The organism is Bacteroides faecalis, from assembly GCF_003865075.1.
Lineage (GTDB): Bacteria > Bacteroidota > Bacteroidia > Bacteroidales > Bacteroidaceae > Bacteroides > Bacteroides faecalis.
Window position 1 is genome coordinate 40,788 of record NZ_BHWB01000024.1, and the last position, 21,680, is coordinate 62,467.

Annotated in this window: 14 protein-coding genes; 7 read left to right on the top strand and 7 right to left on the bottom strand. The window is 39.7% G+C overall.

The window, feature by feature from the left end:
- Positions 1-2 precede the first annotated feature (2 nt).
- The 4 genes from EJF25_RS22105 to EJF25_RS22125 form a co-directional block, all read right to left on the bottom strand.
- The gene (locus EJF25_RS22105) at positions 3-560 is read right to left on the bottom strand and encodes a chromate transporter (protein ID WP_125042752.1); all 558 of its coding nucleotides are present in this window, start codon (positions 558-560) and stop codon (positions 3-5) included.
- On the bottom strand, positions 557-4,564 hold the full coding sequence (locus EJF25_RS22110; RefSeq protein WP_125042754.1) for a hybrid sensor histidine kinase/response regulator transcription factor: 4,008 nt from the start codon (positions 4,562-4,564) through the stop codon (positions 557-559). The genes EJF25_RS22105 and EJF25_RS22110 overlap by 4 nt, the downstream gene beginning before the upstream one ends.
- Before the next feature lie 271 nt (positions 4,565-4,835).
- A complete protein-coding gene (gene purL / locus EJF25_RS22115) occupies positions 4,836-8,540 on the bottom strand; it encodes a phosphoribosylformylglycinamidine synthase (protein ID WP_125042756.1) in 3,705 nt (1,234 codons plus the stop codon).
- 441 nt (positions 8,541-8,981) lie between these two features.
- Positions 8,982-9,416, bottom strand: a complete 435-nt coding sequence (locus tag EJF25_RS22125) for a DUF6078 family protein (RefSeq protein WP_125042770.1) — start codon at positions 9,414-9,416, stop codon at positions 8,982-8,984.
- Between the two features lie 202 nt (positions 9,417-9,618).
- Between EJF25_RS22125 and EJF25_RS22130 the strand changes: the two genes are divergently transcribed.
- The 7 genes from EJF25_RS22130 (at position 9,619) to EJF25_RS22160 (ending at position 16,825) form a co-directional block, all read left to right on the top strand.
- Positions 9,619-10,272: a LysE family translocator gene (locus EJF25_RS22130; protein ID WP_025074837.1), complete on the top strand. Its 654-nt coding sequence runs from the start codon at positions 9,619-9,621 to the stop codon at positions 10,270-10,272.
- A gap of 11 nt (positions 10,273-10,283) precedes the next feature.
- The gene (locus EJF25_RS22135) at positions 10,284-10,829 is read left to right on the top strand and encodes a DUF4924 family protein (RefSeq protein WP_125042758.1); all 546 of its coding nucleotides are present in this window, start codon (positions 10,284-10,286) and stop codon (positions 10,827-10,829) included.
- Positions 10,830-11,678, top strand: coding sequence for a dTDP-4-dehydrorhamnose reductase (gene rfbD, locus EJF25_RS22140; protein ID WP_125042760.1), 849 nt, complete (start codon positions 10,830-10,832; stop codon positions 11,676-11,678). It abuts the gene before it with no gap.
- Position 11,679: 1 nt separating this feature from the next.
- A complete protein-coding gene (locus EJF25_RS22145; protein ID WP_125042762.1) occupies positions 11,680-13,254 on the top strand; it encodes a peptide chain release factor 3 in 1,575 nt (524 codons plus the stop codon).
- Between the two features lie 211 nt (positions 13,255-13,465).
- Positions 13,466-13,726, top strand: a complete 261-nt coding sequence (locus EJF25_RS22150) for an OadG family protein (RefSeq protein ID WP_025074841.1) — start codon at positions 13,466-13,468, stop codon at positions 13,724-13,726.
- Positions 13,727-13,757: 31 nt separating this feature from the next.
- Positions 13,758-15,590 carry a biotin/lipoyl-containing protein gene (locus tag EJF25_RS22155; protein WP_125042764.1) on the top strand — a complete coding sequence of 611 codons (1,833 nt, stop codon included), beginning with the start codon at positions 13,758-13,760 and terminating at the stop codon, positions 15,588-15,590.
- Positions 15,590-16,825 (top strand): sodium ion-translocating decarboxylase subunit beta, encoded by a 1,236-nt coding sequence (locus EJF25_RS22160; RefSeq protein WP_125042766.1) that lies wholly within the window; start codon positions 15,590-15,592, stop codon positions 16,823-16,825. The genes EJF25_RS22155 and EJF25_RS22160 overlap by 1 nt, the downstream gene beginning before the upstream one ends.
- A 101-nt stretch (positions 16,826-16,926) precedes the next feature.
- Here the strand turns inward: EJF25_RS22160 and EJF25_RS22165 are convergent, their stop codons facing one another.
- The 3 genes from EJF25_RS22165 to EJF25_RS22175 all read right to left on the bottom strand — a co-directional run.
- Positions 16,927-18,198 (bottom strand): TolC family protein, encoded by a 1,272-nt coding sequence (locus EJF25_RS22165; protein ID WP_200832972.1) that lies wholly within the window; start codon positions 18,196-18,198, stop codon positions 16,927-16,929.
- A gap of 40 nt (positions 18,199-18,238) precedes the next feature.
- On the bottom strand, positions 18,239-21,271 hold the full coding sequence (locus EJF25_RS22170; RefSeq protein ID WP_125042768.1) for an efflux RND transporter permease subunit: 3,033 nt from the start codon (positions 21,269-21,271) through the stop codon (positions 18,239-18,241).
- A 105-nt stretch (positions 21,272-21,376) separates the two neighbouring features.
- Positions 21,377-21,680, bottom strand: a 304-nt coding sequence (locus EJF25_RS22175; RefSeq protein WP_502697247.1) for a permuted SH3 domain-containing protein, incomplete at its 5' end; no start/stop codon positions are given.

Here is a 21,680-nt window from a genome sequence, read left to right on the forward strand (position 1 = left end):
CATTATATTTTTCCAGCTTTATCTTTAGTCGATTTGAATTTTCCCCAAAGAAAACCTCCTACGCCGGCAGCAATAATAATCCAGATAGGAGAGAAGCCTAATAGCCAAATTAATAAAGCTGAAACAACAGGAACCCACAAATTATAACGATTGATTTTTGCTGATTTTCCCATAGTGAAAGTTGGAGCTGCAATCAAAGCTACTACAGCAGGGCGGATACCTTTAAAAATACGTTCGACAATCGGATTGTCTTTGAAATTATGGAAAAACAGAGCGATGGCTAGGATAATGATAAATGAAGGTAAAATAGTTCCTAATGCGGTGACAATACTTCCACGAATACCACGTAGTTTGTATCCTATAAAAATTGAAATATTTACTGCCAAAATTCCTGGTGCAGACTGGGAAATAGCCAATAGATCAATAAAATCTTCCTGAGCTATCCACTTTCGCTTAGTAACAATTTCATTTTCAATAAGCGGTACCATCGCATATCCTCCACCGATGGTAAAGGCACCTATTTTAAAAAAAATTCCAAATGATTCAAGATAAATGTTCATTCTTTAGATATTCCTCCTTCCTTGTCCGTATTGTCTTCTTTGCGGTATTGGCTTGGACTTACGTTATACCGTTTCTTAAATACTTCACGAAAATATTTAACGTCATTAAATCCTACCATTTCAGATATTTCAGTAACATTATAATTCCCTTCTTTCAGTAACTGTACAGCTCGTTTCAAACGGATTAATCGTATGAAGTCAGCCGGTGGTTGGTCGGTGAGTGCTCTTAGTTTGTTGTAAAAACTGGTACGACTCATGCCAACAAGGCTGCAAAGTACATCTACCGTAAGAGCTGGATTATCAATGTTATCTTCTACATGCTTTCTCACATTCGCTAAGAATTTCCAATCTATATCTTTAGAGTAATTAATGTTATTTTCATCGTTATTCTCTTCTTCATCTATCTCCAGATTGGCATATTTGTTTCGTAGAAGAGCACGATTGACTAATAGATTGGCAACAGTAGCTTTTAATATTCCGATATTGAACGGTTTGACAATATATTCATCCGCACCGATTTTTAACCCTGATAAAATATCCTTTTCATTATTCAGGGCAGTTAATAAGATAATAGGTATATGCGAAGTTTCAATGTTATTCTTAATCGTATTACATAATTCGTCTCCACACATTTCGGGCATCATAATATCGGAAATAACTAATTCCGGTTTATATTCCGGTATAATGGTTAGTGCTTCTTTTCCGTTGGAACAAGTCTGCACAGTGTAATCTTCCGATAACGTTTGCAGCAGATAATTGCGTAATTCATCATTATCTTCGACAATCAGAATACGTTGATGATCTGGATTCTGTTTTTTCTGGATATTTTCATAAATTCCGGCAGGAGGAAAATTATTATTACTAACTACTTCTTTCGGACGTTTATTAGAAAGAGCCAAATGCGCCTTACGGAAACGTTTACTATCTTTCGGAAAAGTAATTTTGATAACCGATCCTTGATTCTCTACACTTGATAAGTTTATTTTTCCTTTATGCAACTTAACAAGTTTCCAAACAAGCATCAATCCAATACCACTTCCGGTAATCTTAGAATTGATGGCATTACTACCTCTGAAATGAAGTTTAAATAAGTTCTTTTGTTCATTAGCAGGAATACCAATTCCGGTATCATGTACTTCCACACTCCAAGATTCACTATTTTCTGCAACAAAAATCTGAACACATCCATTCTCAGGGGTATATTTCAGTGCATTAGAAATTATATTCTTTAGAATAGATTCCATTTTCTCTTTATCAAACCATACGTTTAAATACCGGAAATTACTTTCGTACGTGAAATTGATATGTTTGATATTGGCATAAGGCTGGAAAGCGTTAAATATGTCATTCATATATGTATTTAACTCATGTTCCGAGATGTATAATTCCGAAGAGTAAACATCTGCTCTTTCAAAATTGATAAGGTTTGTTGTCAGTCGCAACAATGCATTTACATTTCGTAGAGCAGTATTCATATTCATGACCCCTTCCTTGCTTAATTGTTCTTTTTCTCGTACATCCTCCATTGGTGCTTTGATTAATGTTAGCGGAGTTCGGATGTCATGTGCCGTATTAATGAAGAATTGTATTTTATCATCAGAAACTTTTCGTTGTTTTCTTAAAATCAGGATACGCAATGTGGCCGTAGCTACCCCAATGAGACCAATGATATAAATCAACATTGCCCATGCTGTCAGCCAGAAGGGTTGGTCAATGCTAATATCTATTTTTCTTTCTCCAATTACAATATTTTTGTCTTCATTGGAAACAGCACGTATCCGAAGTATATATTTCCCAGGAGCCAGATTTGTGTAACGGATGATGTTTTCAGCTCCGGGTTTACTCCATTCATCATAGAATCCTTCTAACTTCCATGAATAAAGGATATTGGAAGGATAATCGTAGTTAATGGAAGAAACCATTATCGAAAAAATATTCTGATTAGATTTTAATCGTAACTTTTTAGTCTGATCAATATCCATTTCAAGTGGAGAGCCAGCATCTCCAGGATAAACGGTCTGATAGAACAATTTGAAGTCACTCAGAACCATTTTAGTGGAATAACTTCTGGGCAACTTCATATCTTTATTGAATTCAATGGCTCCATCTACACTACCCAATATAAAATTATTATTTTTACGAAGAATACCGGACAATGCATTAAAATGAGTTGTCATAAGTCCCATTTCACTAGTCCAGTTGTGGAAAGTTTTTTGTTTGGGATAGAAACTTGTCAGTCCGTTTTCTGTGGCTAAAAGTATATCTTTATCCTCGTCCGATAATATCGTATAAATATTATTAGAAATCAATGCACAATTATCTGTATAATAATGACTAAATAGTTTCTTATCCGGGTCATAAATCAATAATCCTGAACCACTTGTACCTATATATAAAGAACCGTTTTGAGCCTGATATAGCGAATATATATAAGTTGATTCTACCGGGAGCTGAATACGTTCGAACCTTCCTGATTCTTTATTCAAAAGGTAAAGTCCGTTTGCACTGCCTATCCACATCTCTTTTTCGTTTTTTTCTGTAATAGCAGTAATAGAGTTGAGTCCTTTATAAAGACGTATCTCTCTGGTATGTAAATCAATACGCTTCAGATTATAGTATCCTCCCGCCCATATATATCCATCAGTATCTTTATGGATATCGCGCATATATTTATCCGGTCGAATATTCTCATGTGAGAGTGAAATAGGAGTGAAATACTCTGTACTCATGGCCTTTTTGTTGATCTCATATATACCGGAAGAATAACCTCCTGCCCAGATAACGCCAGGACTTACTTCACATAAAGTCGTGAAAATATGATTTCTGCTTTTTTGCACTGTCTCAAAGGAACTTAGAAATGAACTCCATTTCCCGGTTCTAGATTCTAACAGGCTTATTCCATTGTTCGTTCCAAACCATAGATCTCCATCGCTATCTTCAATGATAGAATTTACCTGATTATTAATTAATGACTGCTTGTTACCAATAGAATGTTTGATCCATTTGTAACTGGAAAAACGATTATTTCGTATTGTAATTCCGATGGGATAGTTTGCCATCCAAATACGTTCTTCATCATCGATATAAATGTCATTAATACTATTACCGTTCATTTCATTATTACTGTTATAATTTGCAATAATATAAGGTTCGGTTTTGTAATTATCAATATTTAGTTTATAGATTCCTCCACCATCTGTAGCTACCAGTAACTCTCTTTTGTTAAAAGGCTTAATTCGTGAGATACTGATATCCGTTAAACTATACTGGGGTTGTATGGTAGACTTTATCTCCATATCATATACCATAATTCCACGTTGAAAAGTTCCAATAAATAATTTACGGATTTCCGGATCGAAATATAAATCATTAATCTGGATACCTATATTATCTAATTTGTCACAAGGAAGAAGTTCCAAGGTGTTGTTTTCTAGCTTGGCATGATGAAGTCCCATTTCGGTACCGATGAAGAAATGCGTACTATCAATTTGCTCGATGTCGGAAATAGCTTCATTGAGTTTGTTTTGTACTTGGACGACTTTTTGCGTCTGGGTATTATAAAGCGAAATTATCTTTTCGTTACACAACCATATGTTATTATTGTTGTCGAGCCAACTGAAGCTGACAGGAGACGGAGAGTTTTCATAATCTTCTTCAGGTAATCTATAAACACATACAAAGTTATCATGTATCTGATCATAGCGGAATATTTTTCCCTTCTTTCCTATTTCCCAAAGGATACCTTCTCTATCAATATATAACCAATTAAGATTCAGCAAAGAATTTAATTCTATGCCATTATCCATTAATTTATATTGTTTAAAATCTTTTCCATTGTACCTATCTATACCTTCATGAGTAAGGAACCACATGTAACCAGTCTTATCTTTCTGAATACAATATACCCGCCGATTACTTAATCCATCTTCCACTCCAAGATATTGATACGTTTGGGCGATGCAGATTATAGGAAACAATAATAAAAGAAAAAGCCATTTTTTCATACAAATAGGACTTTTGGGGTTATTGAATCTTTTTCTGGGGGGGGAAAGTGTCACAAAATTAAAAAGTTTTTTGGATAATACCAAATTTTAGGATAAGATTACATTGTTCTTATGGCTAAACAAATTCCGTATTTTGTGACAAATTGTATATCTTGTGTATTTACAGATGTTAAGTTGTAAAATGTAGGCACATGAAGTCTGGAATTTTGAAAAATAAAGGCTGTTGCTCAACGAAGCGCAACAGCCTTTATTAATTTACAGAAAGAATGATTTACTTCGTTTTTTCTTCTACCCATTTACGAGCATTAACAAATGCTTCTATCCATGGGGTTACCTGGTCGCTGTTTTTGCGATCTGCAGGATAACAACCGTTTTGCCATGGGAAGATTGCACGCTCCAAGTGTGGCATGATAGCCAAGTGGCGTCCGTCTGCGCTGGCAACTCCTGCAATAGAGTAGTCAGAACCATTCGGGTTACTTGGATATTCGTCGTAGCTGTACTTAGCAACTACATTATACTTATCTTCATCATACGGTAAAGAGAACTTTCCTTCTCCATGAGCTACCCAGATACCTAGCTTGCTGCCACTCAATGAACCGAACATTACGCTACGGTTAGTCGGGATAGTGACCCCTAAGAAGCGGGATTCAAACTTATGAGAATCATTGTGTAGCATCTTACCTTTCTTTTTATATTCAGGGTTGATAAGGTCTAGTTCCATCATCAACTGGCAACCGTTACAAACACCTAATGATAATGTGTCTTCGCGTGCGTAATATTTATCCAATGCTTCCTTTGCTTTTGGATTGAAGAGGAAAGCGCCTGCCCATCCTTTTGCAGAACCCAGCACGTCAGAGTTAGAGAATCCACCGCAGTAAACTACCATGTTTACATCTTCCAGCGTTTCACGACCACTAACCAAGTCAGTCATTGTCACATCTTTCACGTCGAAGCCAGCCAAATAAAGTGAATAAGCCATTTCACGTTCACCGTTTGTTCCTTTTTCGCGGATGATCGCTGCGCGGATACCGCTTGGAGTACGACGGTCCGGAGTAATGCCATATTGAGAAAGTTTGCCTTTGAAGCCCGGCATAAATGCGAATTCAACAGGCTGCATCTTATAGTTTTCGAAACGTTTCTTGGCACAACCGTTCATTGACTGTTTGCGGTCGAGCAGATAAGAAGAAGAATACCATACATCACGCATATAGTCGATACCAAACTGATAAGTTGCATCATCTTTAGATACGAGGATGTGACGTTCGTCAGTCGGTTTACCTAATTTCAAATAGCCTATGCCTGCATCTTCCAGAATCTTCTTCACTTCTTCTTTGTGCTTGTCGCTGATCTGGATAACGATACCCGGATTTTCTGCAAACAGAATCTTGATGATATCTTTTTCCTTCATCTTGTCGAGGCTGATTTCCATACCACCCTCTACATTAGAGAAACACATTTCGAGCAATGTAGTGATCAAACCACCAGCTGAAATATCATGTCCCGACAGAATCAATCCTTTGTTTACAAGTTCCTGAACAGCAAGGAAAGCATCGCGGAAATATTCAGCATCTTGTACGCAAGGTACTTCGTCACCCACTTTACCAAGTGATTGGGCAAAAGCTGAACCACCCAGTTTCAGTTCGTCGAAGCTGAAATCAATATGATAGAGTGTTGTCTTTTCATTATTTACCAGTACTGGAGATACTACCTTCTTCACATCGGATACTTCGCCGCCGGCAGAAACGATCACTGTTCCCGGAGAAATAACTTTTTCTCCGTCAGGATACTTTTGAGTCATAGACAAAGAATCCTTTCCAGTAGGAACGTTGATTTGTAAAGCACAACAGAAGTCACTCAATGCTTTTACTGCAGTGTACAGACGTGCATCTTCTCCTTCTTGCGAACGGCAGGGCCACATCCAGTTAGCTGATAAGGAAATGCTATCCATACCTTCAGCCATCGGAGCCCATACTAAGTTAGTCAGAGCTTCGGATACGGAAAGGATAGAACCTGCTGCCGGATCAGCCAACGCTGCTTGCGGGGCATGTCCGATAGAAGTTGCAATACCCTTTTCTCCGCGATAGTCAAGTGCAACGACACCACAGTCGCTCAATGGCAACTGAAGTTCACCCTGACATTGTTGGCGGGCTACTTTACCAGTGATAGAACGGTCTACTTTATTAGTCAACCAATCCTTGCAGGCTACTGCTTCAAGTTGCAAGACATTGGTAAGATATTCATGAAGTTTAGACAATTCGTATTTGGGCATTTCATAATGACGCTCTACGGTTTTGTCTATCATATAAGTTTTTGGTGAAGAACCAAACATTTGGTCTACGGCAAGATCGAACGGACGTACACCGTCAGCTTGCTGGAAGGCAAAACGATGATCACCGGTTGTTTCACCCACCACATACATCGGAGCGCGTTCACGTTCAGCAATCTTGCGTACGTGTTCGATGGCTTCTTCTTTGATCAGTAGGCCCATACGTTCCTGACTTTCATTGGCAATAATCTCTTTCGCAGACAGTGTTTTGTCACCAATTGGCAATTTGCTCATGTCAATCAGACCACCACATTCTTCTACCAGTTCGGACAGACAGTTTACGTGTCCGGCTGAGCCATGATCGTGGATGGAAACGACAGGATTTACTTCTTCTTCGCAAAGAGCACGGACTACATTGTTAGCACGTTTTTGCATTTCTGCATTTGCGCGCTGTACGGCGTTCAACTCAATACCGCTACTATAACGTCCGGTATCTACAGAAGATACGGAACCGCCACCGAGTCCGATACGATAGTTATCACCACCAATGACGACCACTTTGTTACCTGCTTCTGGTGTACCTTTCAGACAGTCACGTTGTGTTCCGTAACCTACACCTCCGGCAAGCATGATTACTTTGTCGTAACCGTAGATCTCATTGTTTTCTTTATGCTCGAAAGTCAGTACAGAACCGCAGATCAGCGGCTGACCGAATTTATTTCCAAAGTCGGAAGCACCGTTAGAGGCTTTGATTAGGATTTGTTCCGGAGTCTGGTATAACCATTTGCGAACCGGAAGAATTTCTTCCCAAGAACGATCTTCGTCTGTACGGGGATATGAAGTGATGTAAACAGCGGTACCTGCGATTGGCAATGAACCTTTACCACCGCCCATACGGTCGCGGATTTCACCACCCGTACCTGTAGACGCGCCATTAAACGGTTCTACGGTAGTAGGGAAGTTATGAGTTTCAGCTTTCAGGGAAATCACACTTTTAATATCCTTGATCTGGAAGAAATCAGGTTTAGAATGGTCTGCCGGAGCAAATTGTTCCACAATCGGACCTTCGGCGAAGGCTACATTGTCTTTGTATGCAGATATGATTTTATTCGGATTTTCCTGTGTTGTCTTTTTAATCATCTGGAACAACGAGGATTCTTGCTCTACACCGTCAATGATAAATGTACCACCAAAGATTTTGTGACGGCAGTGTTCGGAGTTGATCTGTGCGAAACCGAAAACTTCAGAGTCGGTCAGTTTACGCCCGAGATCATTTTCTACTTTTTTCAAGTAGTCCATTTCATCTTTTGAGAGAGCAAGACCTTCTTTTTCATTGTAAGTTTCGAGGTCTTCGATGTAAATGATAGGCTCCGGTTGGCGATTGGTAGTGAAGACATTCTGATCCAAACCTTTGTACATACGTTGAAGCATAGGGTCGTGGTCGGCATTTTCGTCTTTTACAGGAAAATATTCCTCGATACGGCTGATGCCTTCAAGTCCCATGTTTTGGGTGATTTCTACCGCGTTTGTACTCCAGGGGGTAATCATTTCGCGGCGTGGACCAACGAAACAGCCTTTCAGGTTTTCTTCACTTTCCGTCACGGCTTCTCCAAAAAGCCAGCAGAGTTTATTACTTTCGTCCGGGGTAAGCTGATGATTGCTCTCTACGGCAATCACGCTCTTGGAAGGGGTTCTGAAAAAAAGAATCATGTTGTATATTTACGATTTTACAATTTACTGAGTTACGATTAAAGTCACTAGTGTGACTTCTTCTCTTTTTCTTGCCTGCAAAGATAATCAATTTCGTTGGTGGTAAGAAAAAAAAGGAGGAATAAATTCTTATACCTTATTAATATGACTCACAGTATTAGCATTCAACTTGTCCATAAATCAAAGAATGAGAGACATACTTGAGTATCTGACTTATCAGTTTATAGAGAGTGCTTTCCTTTTGTGTAAGGTACTACTCTCTTATGTTTTAGTTCTATCTATTTATTTCTTAAGTTTGTGCCACACTATTGGCATGTATGTGCCACCTTGATGTCACAACTGTGCCAATATGATGAAATTAGTGTGCCAATATGGTGGCACAAACTCATCTATTACTGTTATGAGCTGTGTGTATTAAAACATCCGTTTATCTCTCTCTCATTACCAGTCGTAATCATCTATATATGCATCAAACTCCAAAACATCGTTCATCCCGTGCCGTTTGAAGATATTTCGTATCATTTGTTGTTCGGACTCCGATAACAAACGTTCTCCTTTACGGACGCGGTAGTAAGTCCTGCGTCCGAAAGCTCCCATCAGATATGGAACAATAGCTTGTATCTGTTTGTGGGGTAAATTCTCTAAAATACCTATAAAGCCTTTGGCGTAACGTACTTTTGTGTTGGAACGATAATAAGGACATTCACTTTTCAATGTCGCAAGGCGTTTAGGATTGATAATGCTCCAATATTGTAAATCTTCCGTTGCGCTTTGTTCAGCTAACTGCCTCAGGCAAGTGCTAGCTTTGGGACATTTGGAGTTAAGGCACATTGAATACTGGTGAGGGACTATTGAGAAGTCAATCTTTTCTTTTATCATGTTAATCTTTTCTTTAGGATTCTGATATGTATGTTATCGTATTATTTGAATTTTCGAGTAAAGGTAGGTATAATTTTTTGATGTAACTGCCTTAAATCAGAATAAATCCATCAACATTTACAGAGAAACTATTTAGCATTGTATGGAAAAAACGTTAATATCCTATCCCTGTCTCATAAAAAAGTGCGATATTTGCGGCATGATTCAGATAGAAACAATATTCGATATATTAGTTAAAGGCTTTATTATTGGCGTTGTTGTGTCCGCACCACTTGGCCCGGTGGGGGTTTTATGTATTCAGAGAACGCTAAATAAAGGACGATGGTACGGATTCGTAACAGGTTTGGGAGCCTCTTTGAGTGATATTGCTTATGCTTTGCTGACAGGTTATGGCATGAGCTTTGTATTTGACTATATCAATAAAAATATTTTTTATTTGCAATTATTTGGTAGCATAATGCTGCTGCTTTTCGGTATTTATACCTTTCGTAGCAATCCGGTACAGTCTATTCGTCCGGCTTCGTCCAATAAAGGTTCCTATTTCCATAATTTCATAACTGCCTTCTTTGTAACTCTTTCTAACCCATTGATTATCTTCCTGTTTATCGGACTATTTGCCCGTTTTGCTTTCGTGCAGCCGGGAGTGTTGGTGTTCGAAGAAATTACAGGGTATTTCGCTATTGCATTGGGGGCCTTGGTTTGGTGGTTCGGAATTACCTTTTTTGTGAATAAAGTGCGTACTCGGTTTAATTTGCGTGGTATCTGGATACTTAACCGCGTGATTGGCAGCATTGTGATGTTGGTGTCAGTAGCAGGGCTGATTTATACATTATTGGGTGAGTCTATTTACTAATATAGAAGATTATGAATCAGATAGCACAACAGCTTAAAGAAAAGAATATTGCCGAATACCTTATATATATGTGGCAAGAAGAGGACCTGGTCCGGGCCAATCATTGTTCAATGGATGAATTAGAGGCCAATGTGATTGTACGTTATCCTGAAGAACAACGACCGGTCATGCGTGAATGGTATGAGAACCTGATTACGATGATGAGTGAGGAAGGAGTTCGTGAGACTGGACATCTACAAATAAATAAAAATGTCATCATTAAATTGACAGAACTGCATAATGCTTTGACCTCTTCTCCTAAATTCCCTTTTTATAGTGCAGCATATTTTAAAGCATTACCATTTATCGTAGAATTGCGTAACAAGAACGGAAAGAAAGAAGATTCTGAACTGGAAACTTGTTTTGAAGCATTGTACGGTGTGTTATTGCTCCGTTTGCAGAAAAAAGAGATCAGCGAGGGAACGGCAAAAGCCATAGAAGCTATCAGTAGCTTTCTCTCGATGTTGGCGAATTATTATGATAAGGAACAAAAAGGTGAATTAAAATTAGAAGAATAAATGAGAATTTTAGTGACCGGTGCCAATGGACAACTTGGTAACGAAATGCAGGTACTTGCAAAGGAAAATATGCAACATACGTATTATTTCACAGACGTAGAGGAACTTGATATTTGTAATAAAGATGCAATTTGGGCTTATATTGCCGAAAAACAAATTGAGCTTATTGTTAATTGTGCTGCTTACACAGCAGTAGACAAAGCGGAAGATAATCCTGAACTGGCACGCCAATTGAATTGTGAAGCACCCAAAGAATTGGCTCGTGCTGCGCAATTCCATGGAGCGGCAATGATCCAGGTTTCCACAGACTATGTTTTCGATGGCACAGCTCATACTCCTTATACAGAAGATTGTGAACCTTGTCCGGACTCCGTATATGGTACTACCAAACTGGCAGGAGAGTATGAAGTGATAAATAACTGCAAGCAAGCAGTAGTAATCCGTACTGCATGGCTTTATTCAACCTTTGGTAATAATTTCGTGAAAACAATGCTCCGTCTGGGGAAGGAACGCGACAATCTGGGTGTGGTTTTTGATCAGATAGGAACTCCTACTTATGCCAACGATTTGGCTCAGGTTATTTATTCTATTATAAATAAAGGTATAGTTCCCGGAATTTATCATTTCAGCAATGAAGGTGTTTGTTCATGGTATGATTTTACGGTGGCAATCCATCGTCTGGCAGGAATAACCTCATGCAAAGTAAGACCTTTGCACACAGCTGAATATCCTGCAAAAGCGAACCGCCCGGCTTATTCAGTACTTGATAAAACAAAAATAAAAACGACATTCGGTATCGAGATTCCTCATTGGGAAGAGAGTTTGGAACGATGCTTGGAAAAATTATAATATGGCAGATAATACAGAAATTCAGAGAAGGCGTACGTTCGCCATTATTGCACACCCGGATGCAGGTAAGACTTCATTGACGGAAAAGTTATTGCTTTTTGGAGGTCAAATCCAGGTAGCAGGTGCTGTAAAGAGTAATAAAATTAAGAAAACGGCTACTTCCGACTGGATGGAGATCGAGAAGCAGCGTGGTATTTCGGTGACAACTTCCGTGATGGAATTTGACTATCGGGATTACAAAATTAATATTCTCGATACTCCGGGTCACCAAGACTTCGCTGAAGATACTTACCGGACATTGACTGCTGTAGATAGTGTTATCATTGTAGTGGATGGAGCGAAAGGTGTTGAAACACAGACTCGTAAATTGATGGAAGTATGTCGTATGCGCAATACACCGGTTATTATCTTTGTGAATAAAATGGACCGCGAGGGTAAAGATCCGTTTGATTTGCTGGATGAATTGGAGGAAGAGCTACAAATCCAGGTACGTCCTTTGTCTTGGCCAATTGAACAAGGTCCTCGCTTCAAAGGCGTTTATAATATCTATGAGCAACAATTGAACCTGTATCAACCTTCCAAACAAGTTGTGACGGAAAAGGTAGAAGTTGATATTCATACGGAAGAATTGGATAATCAAATCGGAAAGCAGTTAGCAGATAAGCTACGTGGTGATTTAGAACTGATAGAAGGAGTTTATCCGGAACTGGATGTAGAGTCATATTTGGCGGGAGATTGTGCTCCGGTATTTTTTGGTTCTGCTTTGAATAACTTTGGTGTTCAGGAATTGTTGAATTGTTTTGTAGAGATTGCTCCGAGTCCCCGTCCAGTGCAAGCGGAAGAACGTGAAGTGGAGCCGGACGAATCAAAGTTCACCGGATTTATATTTAAGATTACTGCCAATATTGATCCGAATCATCGTTCTTGTGTAGCTTTCTGTAAGGTTTGTTCCGGTAAATTTGTGCGTAATGCACCTTATTTACACGTCCGTCATGGTAAGACGATGCGTTTTTCTTCGCCTACACAGTTTATGGCACAGCGGAAAACAACAGTTGATGAAGCTTATGCAGGGGATATTATCGGTTTGCCGGATAATGGTACCTTTAAAATTGGTGATACATTGACAGAAGGAGAAATGCTTCATTTCCGCGGATTGCCGAGTTTTTCACCGGAAATGTTCAAGTATATTGAAAATGCCGATCCAATGAAACAGAAGCAATTGGCAAAAGGTATTGATCAATTAATGGACGAAGGTGTAGCTCAGTTATTTGTCAATCAATTTAATGGTCGTAAGATTATTGGTACGGTAGGGCAGTTGCAGTTCGAAGTAATTCAGTATCGTCTGTTGAATGAATATAATGCTTCCTGTCGTTGGGAGCCGGTAAGTCTTTATAAGGCTTGTTGGGTAGAGAGCGACGATCTCGAAGAACTGGAAGCTTTTAAGAAACGTAAATATCAGTATATGGCGAAAGATAGGGAGGGACGAGATGTATTCCTGGCCGACTCCGGCTATGTACTTCAAATGGCTCAAATGGACTTTAAACATATTAAATTTCATTTCACGAGCGAGTTTTAAGCCCACTGGAGGTTATACGGATTTGCATGGATTGAAGGTTTGAAATGCCTGTTTATTCTATTGAAACCGATGCAAATCTGTATAATCTGTAGTAAACCTTCACTTACGATTTATACTTTTTTATCCCTCCCTTATTTTATTTTATAATAAATTATTGGTAATTTCGGACGCTTTTAGAGCATCACGACTTAAATAACTAATAGTTTATTATATGGAAAATATCGAAACAGCGATCCTGCTGATGGTAGTCGGAATGGCTACAGTATTTGTTATTCTGCTGATTGTGATTTATTTAGGTAAATTACTTATTTCCTTGGTCAATAAATATGCTCCCGAAGAAGTGGCTCCTGTAAATAGGGAAGCACAGAGAGGTCCTGCACCTATTCCGGGTAATATTTTAGCTGCTATTACAGCTGCTGTAAATGTAGTGACACAAGGTAAAGGAAAAGTCACTAAGGTAGAAAAATTATAAATGAATCATTAAAGTATAAGCACTGAAAAACATGAAAAGAGAAGTAAAGTTTAGTTTGGTTTTTCGAGATATGTGGCAATCTGCCGGAAAATATGTACCTCGCGTAGACCAACTTGTAAAGGTTGCACCTGCCATCATTGAAATGGGATGTTTTGCCCGAGTGGAAACAAATGGTGGAGGTTTTGAACAAGTCAATTTATTGTTTGGAGAAAACCCCAATAAAGCCGTGCGCGAGTGGACAAAACCGTTCCATGAAGCCGGTATACAAACACATATGCTCGACCGCGCATTGAATGGACTTCGTATGAGTCCTGTTCCAGCTGATGTCCGTAAATTATTCTATAAGGTAAAGAAAGCACAAGGTACAGATATTACTCGTACATTCTGTGGACTGAATGATGTTCGTAACATTGCTCCGTCTATCACTTATGCCAAGGAGGCTGGTATGATTTCACAATGTTCTCTTTGTATCACTCATTCGCCTATTCATACGGTAGAGTACTATACCAACATGGCGTTGGAGCTTATTAAATTAGGAGCGGATGAGATTTGTATTAAGGATATGGCCGGTATTGGTCGCCCTGTTTCATTAGGAAAGATCGTGGCAAATATTAAGACTGCTCATCCTGAAATACCTATCCAGTATCATAGCCATGCGGGACCCGGCTTCAATATGGCAAGTATTCTTGAAGTATGCGAAGCAGGCTGCGATTATATTGATGTAGGCATGGAACCTCTTTCTTGGGGAACTGGTCATGCTGATCTCCTCAGTGTACAAGCGATGTTGAAAGATGCCGGATTTCAGGTACCTGAAATTAATATGGAAGCTTATATGAAAGTGCGTGCCATGATTCAGGAGTTTATGGACGATTTCCTTGGGTTATATATCAGTCCGAAGAATCGTTTGATGAACTCGCTCTTGATTGGCCCCGGACTTCCGGGCGGTATGATGGGTAGTTTGATGGCGGACTTGGAATCAAATTTGGAATCTATCAATAAATATAAGGCAAAACACAATCTGCCGTTTATGACTCAGGACCAACTTCTTATCAAACTGTTCAATGAAGTTGCTTATGTATGGCCACGTGTCGGTTATCCTCCGTTGGTGACTCCGTTCAGTCAATATGTAAAGAACCTTGCCATGATGAACGTTATGGCAATGGAAAAAGGTAAGGAACGTTGGGGCATGATCGCTGATGATATCTGGGATATGCTCTTAGGCAAAGCGGGGCGCCTACCGGGTAAATTGGCTCCTGAAATCATCGAAAAAGCAGAGCGGGAAGGACGTAAATTCTTTGAGGGGAATCCTCAGGATAATTATCCTGATGCTCTTGATAAGTTCTGTAAAATGATGAAGGAAAACAAATGGGAAACGGGACAGGATGACGAAGAGCTCTTTGAATATGCGATGCACCCAGCTCAGTATGAAGCCTATAGAAGTGGTAAGGCTAAAGAAGATTTCTTGGAAGATGTAGCAAAACGTCGTGCCGAGAAAGATAAATCTCCACAGGAGGATGCTAAACCAAAGACATTGACTGTACAGGTAGACGGACAAGCATATCGTGTGACAGTGGCTTATGGTGATATTGAACTTTCTGCTACTCCGACAGCTGCAGCAGCTCCGACAGGAGAAGGAAAAGATGTGCTCTCTCCATTGGAAGGTAAATTCTTCCTGGTGAAGAATACACAGGAAACCGCACTTAAGGTCGGTGATGCTGTGAAAGAAGGAGATGTGATATGTTATGTTGAGGCGATGAAGACTTATAATGCTATCCGTGCAGAATTTAGTGGTACGGTAACTGCTATCTGTGCTAATCCGGGAGATACTGTTTCAGAAGATGATGTATTAATGAAGATTGGGTAATGAACGAAATATTTGAAAACTTATATGACATGACTGCATTCAGCAATATTATTGCTGAACCGCAGTTTCTGATAATGTATGCCATAGCGTTCGTCCTCCTTTATCTGGGTATAAAGAAACAGTACGAACCATTGCTGTTGGTTCCTATCGCTTTCGGAGTATTGCTTGCAAACTTTCCCGGTGGAGACATGGGAGTCATTCAGGCTGACGAAAACGGAATGGTGATGGTGAACGGAGTTTGGAAGAACATCTGGGAAATGCCTTTGCATGATATAGCCCACGAATTGGGGTTGATGAACTTTATCTACTATATGTTGATTAAAACCGGTTTCCTTCCTCCGATCATCTTTATGGGTGTCGGTGCTTTGACGGATTTTGGACCGATGTTGCGTAACATCCGTCTTTCTATTTTCGGTGCTGCCGCGCAGGTGGGGATCTTTACTGTGCTGTTGGTAGCTATCTTGATGGGATTCACTCCGAAAGAAGCAGCTTCATTGGGTATTATTGGCGGTGCGGATGGTCCGACTGCTATTTTTACAACAATCAAACTGGCTCCTCACTTGTTAGGCCCTATTGCGATTGCAGCATATTCTTATATGGCACTTGTTCCGGTTATTATCCCATTAGTAGTGAAACTGCTTTGTTCTAAGAAAGAGTTAAGTATCAACATGAAAGAACAGGAAAAGAAATATCCGTCTACTACCGAGATAAAGAATTTACGTGTACTGAAGATTATTTTCCCGATTGTAGTTACAACCGTTGTTGCACTTTTCGTTCCGAGTGCAGTGCCTTTGATTGGTATGTTAATGTTCGGTAATCTGGTGAAAGAAATTGGAAGTAACACCTTCCGTTTGTTTGATGCGGCTTCTAATAGTATCATGAATGCTGCTACCATCTTCTTGGGGTTATCTGTAGGAGCGACGATGACAACAGAAGCTTTCTTGAATTGGACGACTATTGGTATTGTGATTGGCGGTTTCCTTGCATTTGCTCTTTCCATTGCGGGCGGTATTCTGTTTGTGAAAGCAGTGAACTTATTCTCAAAGAAGAAAATTAATCCGCTGATTGGAGCTACCGGATTAAGTGCAGTTCCAATGGCTAGTCGTGTAGCCAACGAGATTGCTTTGAAATATGATCCGAAGAATCATGTATTACAATACTGTATGGCAAGTAATATTTCTGGAGTAATCGGTTCGGCTGTTGCTGCGGGAGTGCTGATCTCTTTTTTAGCTTGATTTAATTTAGTGTAAATAATAGTTTGTGGGCACGGAATCTTCCTTGTTTTCTTCAAGTAAAGAAACTCTGTGCCCCCTGTTATATATTTTTGTGATAACTATTATTCGCTAGTCACTTTTCTGTATTCTGCAATTGCCATCTTTTCTGCCAGATATGCGTTGATCACGTTGGTTTGTGCCTGTGTCCATGATAATTGAGCAGAGAGTACATCCACCATATTTGATTTTCCTTCATTATAGGAAAAGGAAACAATTTCCAAATTCTCATTGGCTAACTTCATATTTTCATTAGCAGTCTTCACTTGTTCTTCCGTTTCTTTTAGTTTGGTCAAAGAACCGGATAACTCTTCGCTAATGTTATCTTCCACATAACTTTGCTGTAGTCTCTGCATATTAATATATGCTTTCTGCTGGCGGTTCGTCTTAAATCGGGCACCCCAACGGAAAATAGGAATATTCAGATTGACACCCACAATGGGGTTGAATGAAACATCATAGCCCAGATTAGGTGTTCCCGTTGCCCATCCACCACTGAAATACATATTTAGTTGTGGATTGAATTGACTGAGAGCAGCTTTACGTTGTGCCTGACTCTTCATTATATTTACTTCTGTACTGGCATAGTCTGCACGTTGCTGTAATACATCTCCCAGAGATAGGACTTTTACAGGTTCGGAGGGTATACTGATAGAATATAAACTATCCACCGGAGTATTAGGTTCTTCACCCATCAGAATATTTAGTTTCTGCAGTGCTAACGTATAGTTCTGACGAGCTTTGATATATTGCAATTCCGCTTCTTTCAACCGGGTAGAAATCATTAACAAGTCTATACGGCTAATCTTTCCGTTGTCGAAACGATCCTGTATAATATCGTATTGTTGTTTGATTATACTTTGATATTTGTCAGCAGCTTGAAGCATGGCTTTCGAGGCAGAGGCATTCCAGTAGACTGCATCACTCTGGTAATGTATCTGGTCTAAAGTCAGCTCTTCGTTGAGTTGGTCCAGTTTCTCGTCCGCTTTCGCAATCTTATGTTGGGCATTCAGTGCACCACCTGTATATATAGGTTGTGAGACAATGAATACTCCTTGATAAGTATGATTGCGGTATTCTCCCAATGGCTCGTTCCAGGCACTTAGATCACTCATGTTTAGCGTTCCGTCTGCACTAAGGTCTATTTTCGGAAGGAAACCGGTATGAGCTATTTTTCTGGCCTCGCTACTTGCCATTGTTTTTAGTTTTTGCTGTTTCAGTAGTTGGCTGTAAGCTTCTACTTTATCCCGATAAGCTTCGCGGCTTAGATACGGTTGTTGTGCTACCACGTCGAAACCGAGGGTTAGTAGAAATAGCGTTATGAGTTGAATTTTCATATTCTTAATTTGCAATTTTACGTTTTACAATTTATGATTCTCATCCTTTGATCCGTTGAATGGCACAGTAAGCTACTGGAAGAACAAAAAGTGTTAATGCAGAAGCTACCAACAATCCTCCCATAATTGTAGCTGCCATACCACCAAACATGGCATCAAACAATAGAGGTAACATACCCAGAATGGTTGTTCCTGAAGCCATTGCTACCGGGATGATACGGCTGGTTGTTGCACTAATGACAGCGTCCAGCGGCTTTTTTCCTGTTGCCGCTTCCAAATCAATCTGCTCAACCAATACAATGGCATTTTTGATATTCATACCAATCAACCCCAGAAGACCAAGTATGGAGAAAAAATCAAATGATTTGCCAAGTACAATCAATCCAAGTACGATGCCGATAAAAATCAACGGTAACATTAATAGAATAACTATCGGCTTGCGGTATGTTCTGAACAGGAATAACAGTGTCACGAACATCAGGAAGAATGTTAATGGCAGGTTTTTAGCCAATGCCTCATTTGATTCCACTTGACTTTCCTGTTCTCCGAAATACTTCATTGTATATCCCTCCGGTATTTTGATCTCATTCTGTACCTGCGACCATACCTGGTTAAAAGCCGTAATCGCATTTATTCCACGACGTGGATCACATTGAGCCATCATTACCATCTGCCGATTATAATCCTTCACGTTTGAGAAGCGAAATTGAAAATCAAAATCAGATACTACTTGTTCAAGACTCGTCGTTTCATTTCCAGCTCCGAACACAGGCAGCGTACGCAAATCGTTGATTTGGAAAGCATCTACTGTGTTATCCTTCAGTAAAATGGGAAGCACTTGGTCACCTTGACGATATTCTCCCAAAGTCATACCGGTAGTACCGATTTGGATGCTTTGTGCCATTCCTTGTCGAGATACGCCAAGCGGTTGTGCCCGTTCAGGACTATATACAGGCTTCCAAACCGGAATCTTGTTTCCCCACGAATTGCGAATATTAATCAAGTCCGGATTCTGATGCATTATTTCCAATGCTTGGTTGGTAAGAGCTATCAATGTATCTGTATTCGGACCGATGAAACCAATTTCAATTGCAGCATCTACAGCAGGAGATAATTTGAAAAGGCTTGTACGTGTGATGGCATTCGGATAATTGGCTCTCATATATTCATCAAAATCTTTTTCGTACTCCTTAGTGTATTTGCTGTCAGTCAATTCTATGAGTATATTAGCAAAGTTCGGTTTAGGACCTACTGATGTAGAAGCCAGATAATACCGAAGTGGTGTACTGCCAAATGTAATGGAGACGGTTTTCACTTCCGGTTGTTTCTTCAAGTGTTCTTCCACTTTTTTCATCTCTTTCACTACATCATTAATGTTGTAGCCGTCCGGATAAAATACATCAGCCCGGAAATAAGGTTTGTCCAAGGAAGGGAAGAAGTTTTGTGGCATCATTCCCATAATAGTTAATGATACAATGAAGAGAACTACCATAGCACTGAGCGTCAGTGCCTTTTTACGTATCAGTACTCCCAGAATAGATCCAAACTTATGATAGAAAGGTTTGTCATATGGATCTTTTCCATCCCCATCTTTTTTCGCCTTTAAGATAAAGTTACCAAAGACGGTTGTTTGAGTCAAGGCTAGTACCCAACTCAATCCCAGTGAAATGGCTAGTACCACAAATAAAGGCTTTACAATTTCTGCTACGGCAGAAGGAGCCAGATAAAGTGGTAAGAACGAACAAATAGCAATGAATGTTGCTCCGAGTAATCCCCATTGAGGTCCCGTAGCTCCATCAATAAGTGCTTTCCGACGGTTTACACCACGAGCGATAGCAATTTGTGCGTTATCAGTTACCACAATGGCATTATCCACCAACATTCCCATGGCAATGATGAATCCTGCTAATGAAGTACGATTTAATCCTACTCCAAAGAAAGACATGATGAGCAAAGTACCTCCGATGGAGAAAATCAGTGAAGAACCGATAAGAATTCCTGCACGGAGCCCCATTACAAACATAATAATGACAATAACGATTAAAATTGATTCTATCAGATTGATGATGAAACCATTATTTGCTTCATTGGCGATTTCATTTTCCAGATAGAGACTTTGTAATTCCAATCCTAAAGGCATTAGAGGTAACAGCTTGTTCAGTTTTACTTTTACATTTTCACCTGTTTGCACTACATCTCGTTGTGGGTCGGTAGATACACCGATCCCAATTGCCCGTTTCCCATTTACATGCATGATATTGGATGGCGGATCGAGATAACCTTTTTCAATAACAGCGATATCTCCTAATTTTACCTGTCCTGCTTTGGTCGTAATGACTTGGTTACGGATATCGTCTACAGTGGCATACATACCGTTGGCAGTTACTCGTAGCTGTTGTTCGCCTGCCCGTATCTCACCGGTGTTAATAATCTGGTTCTGTGATTGCAGCAGACTGGCAAGCTGTTTTGGATCAATACCCATACCTACGAGTTTATTGGTCGAAATAAAGATATTTATTACTTCTGTTTGTACTCCGAATAAAGCAACTTTCATCACTCCGTCAGCTGTGACAACTTGGGTTTTAATTCGTTCTGCCCAATTACGCATTTCTTCGTAAGAAAATCCGTCATCTGACGTTAGTCCGTAATAAATGCCGAATACATCTCCGAAGTCGTCCGAAACTGTCGGAGTTGAGGCACCTGCAGGAAGTTGTGGTTGGATATTAAGTACTTTACGACGCAGTTCGTCCCATTTTTGTGGAATGGAGCTTGCGGCAAGTGAAGGTTGTAGTTCAAATGTAATTTTAGAAAGACCGTACATCGATTCTGATTTAATCTTGTACACTCCACTCATACTTTGTATCTCTCGAGAGATAGGTTCGGTGATCAGCCGTTCTACTTCTGCCGGTTCGGCTCCCGGATAGCGCGTCATGATGACCGCTGATTTAATAACGAAGGGTGCATCTTCTTTCTTTCCGAGTTTTCCGAAGGAGAAAATACCTCCGATAAGCAATACGGCAAGAAAAAAATAAATGATCTTCGTATTATCTAATGAATATTTGGCTAAGTTCATTTTCTTAATGGATAATTGATAATGGACAATAATTAATGAAAAATTGATGGTTGAGAATAGATAATGAACAGAAGTGCTTTACAAGTACAGTTCATTCATCCATTTTTAGTTCTCCAATATTTTAACTTTTTCTCCTTCTACCAGTTGATATACACCGGCAATCACAATTTTTTCACCAGGTTTCAATCCTTGTGAAATTAGAGCCTGTGCTTCTCCAGTAGGAGCATTGACCGTTACTTCTCGTTTGTAGACTTTATCGTCTTCAACTACCCATACATACATTTTCTTGCCCTCGCTTTCACCAAATACAGCACTGAGTGGAACGATGCACCAACTGTTTTCTACCAGTGGTCCTACATCGGCAGTGAAGCGAATGCTACACGTGAAGCCTGGTTTCACTGCATATAAA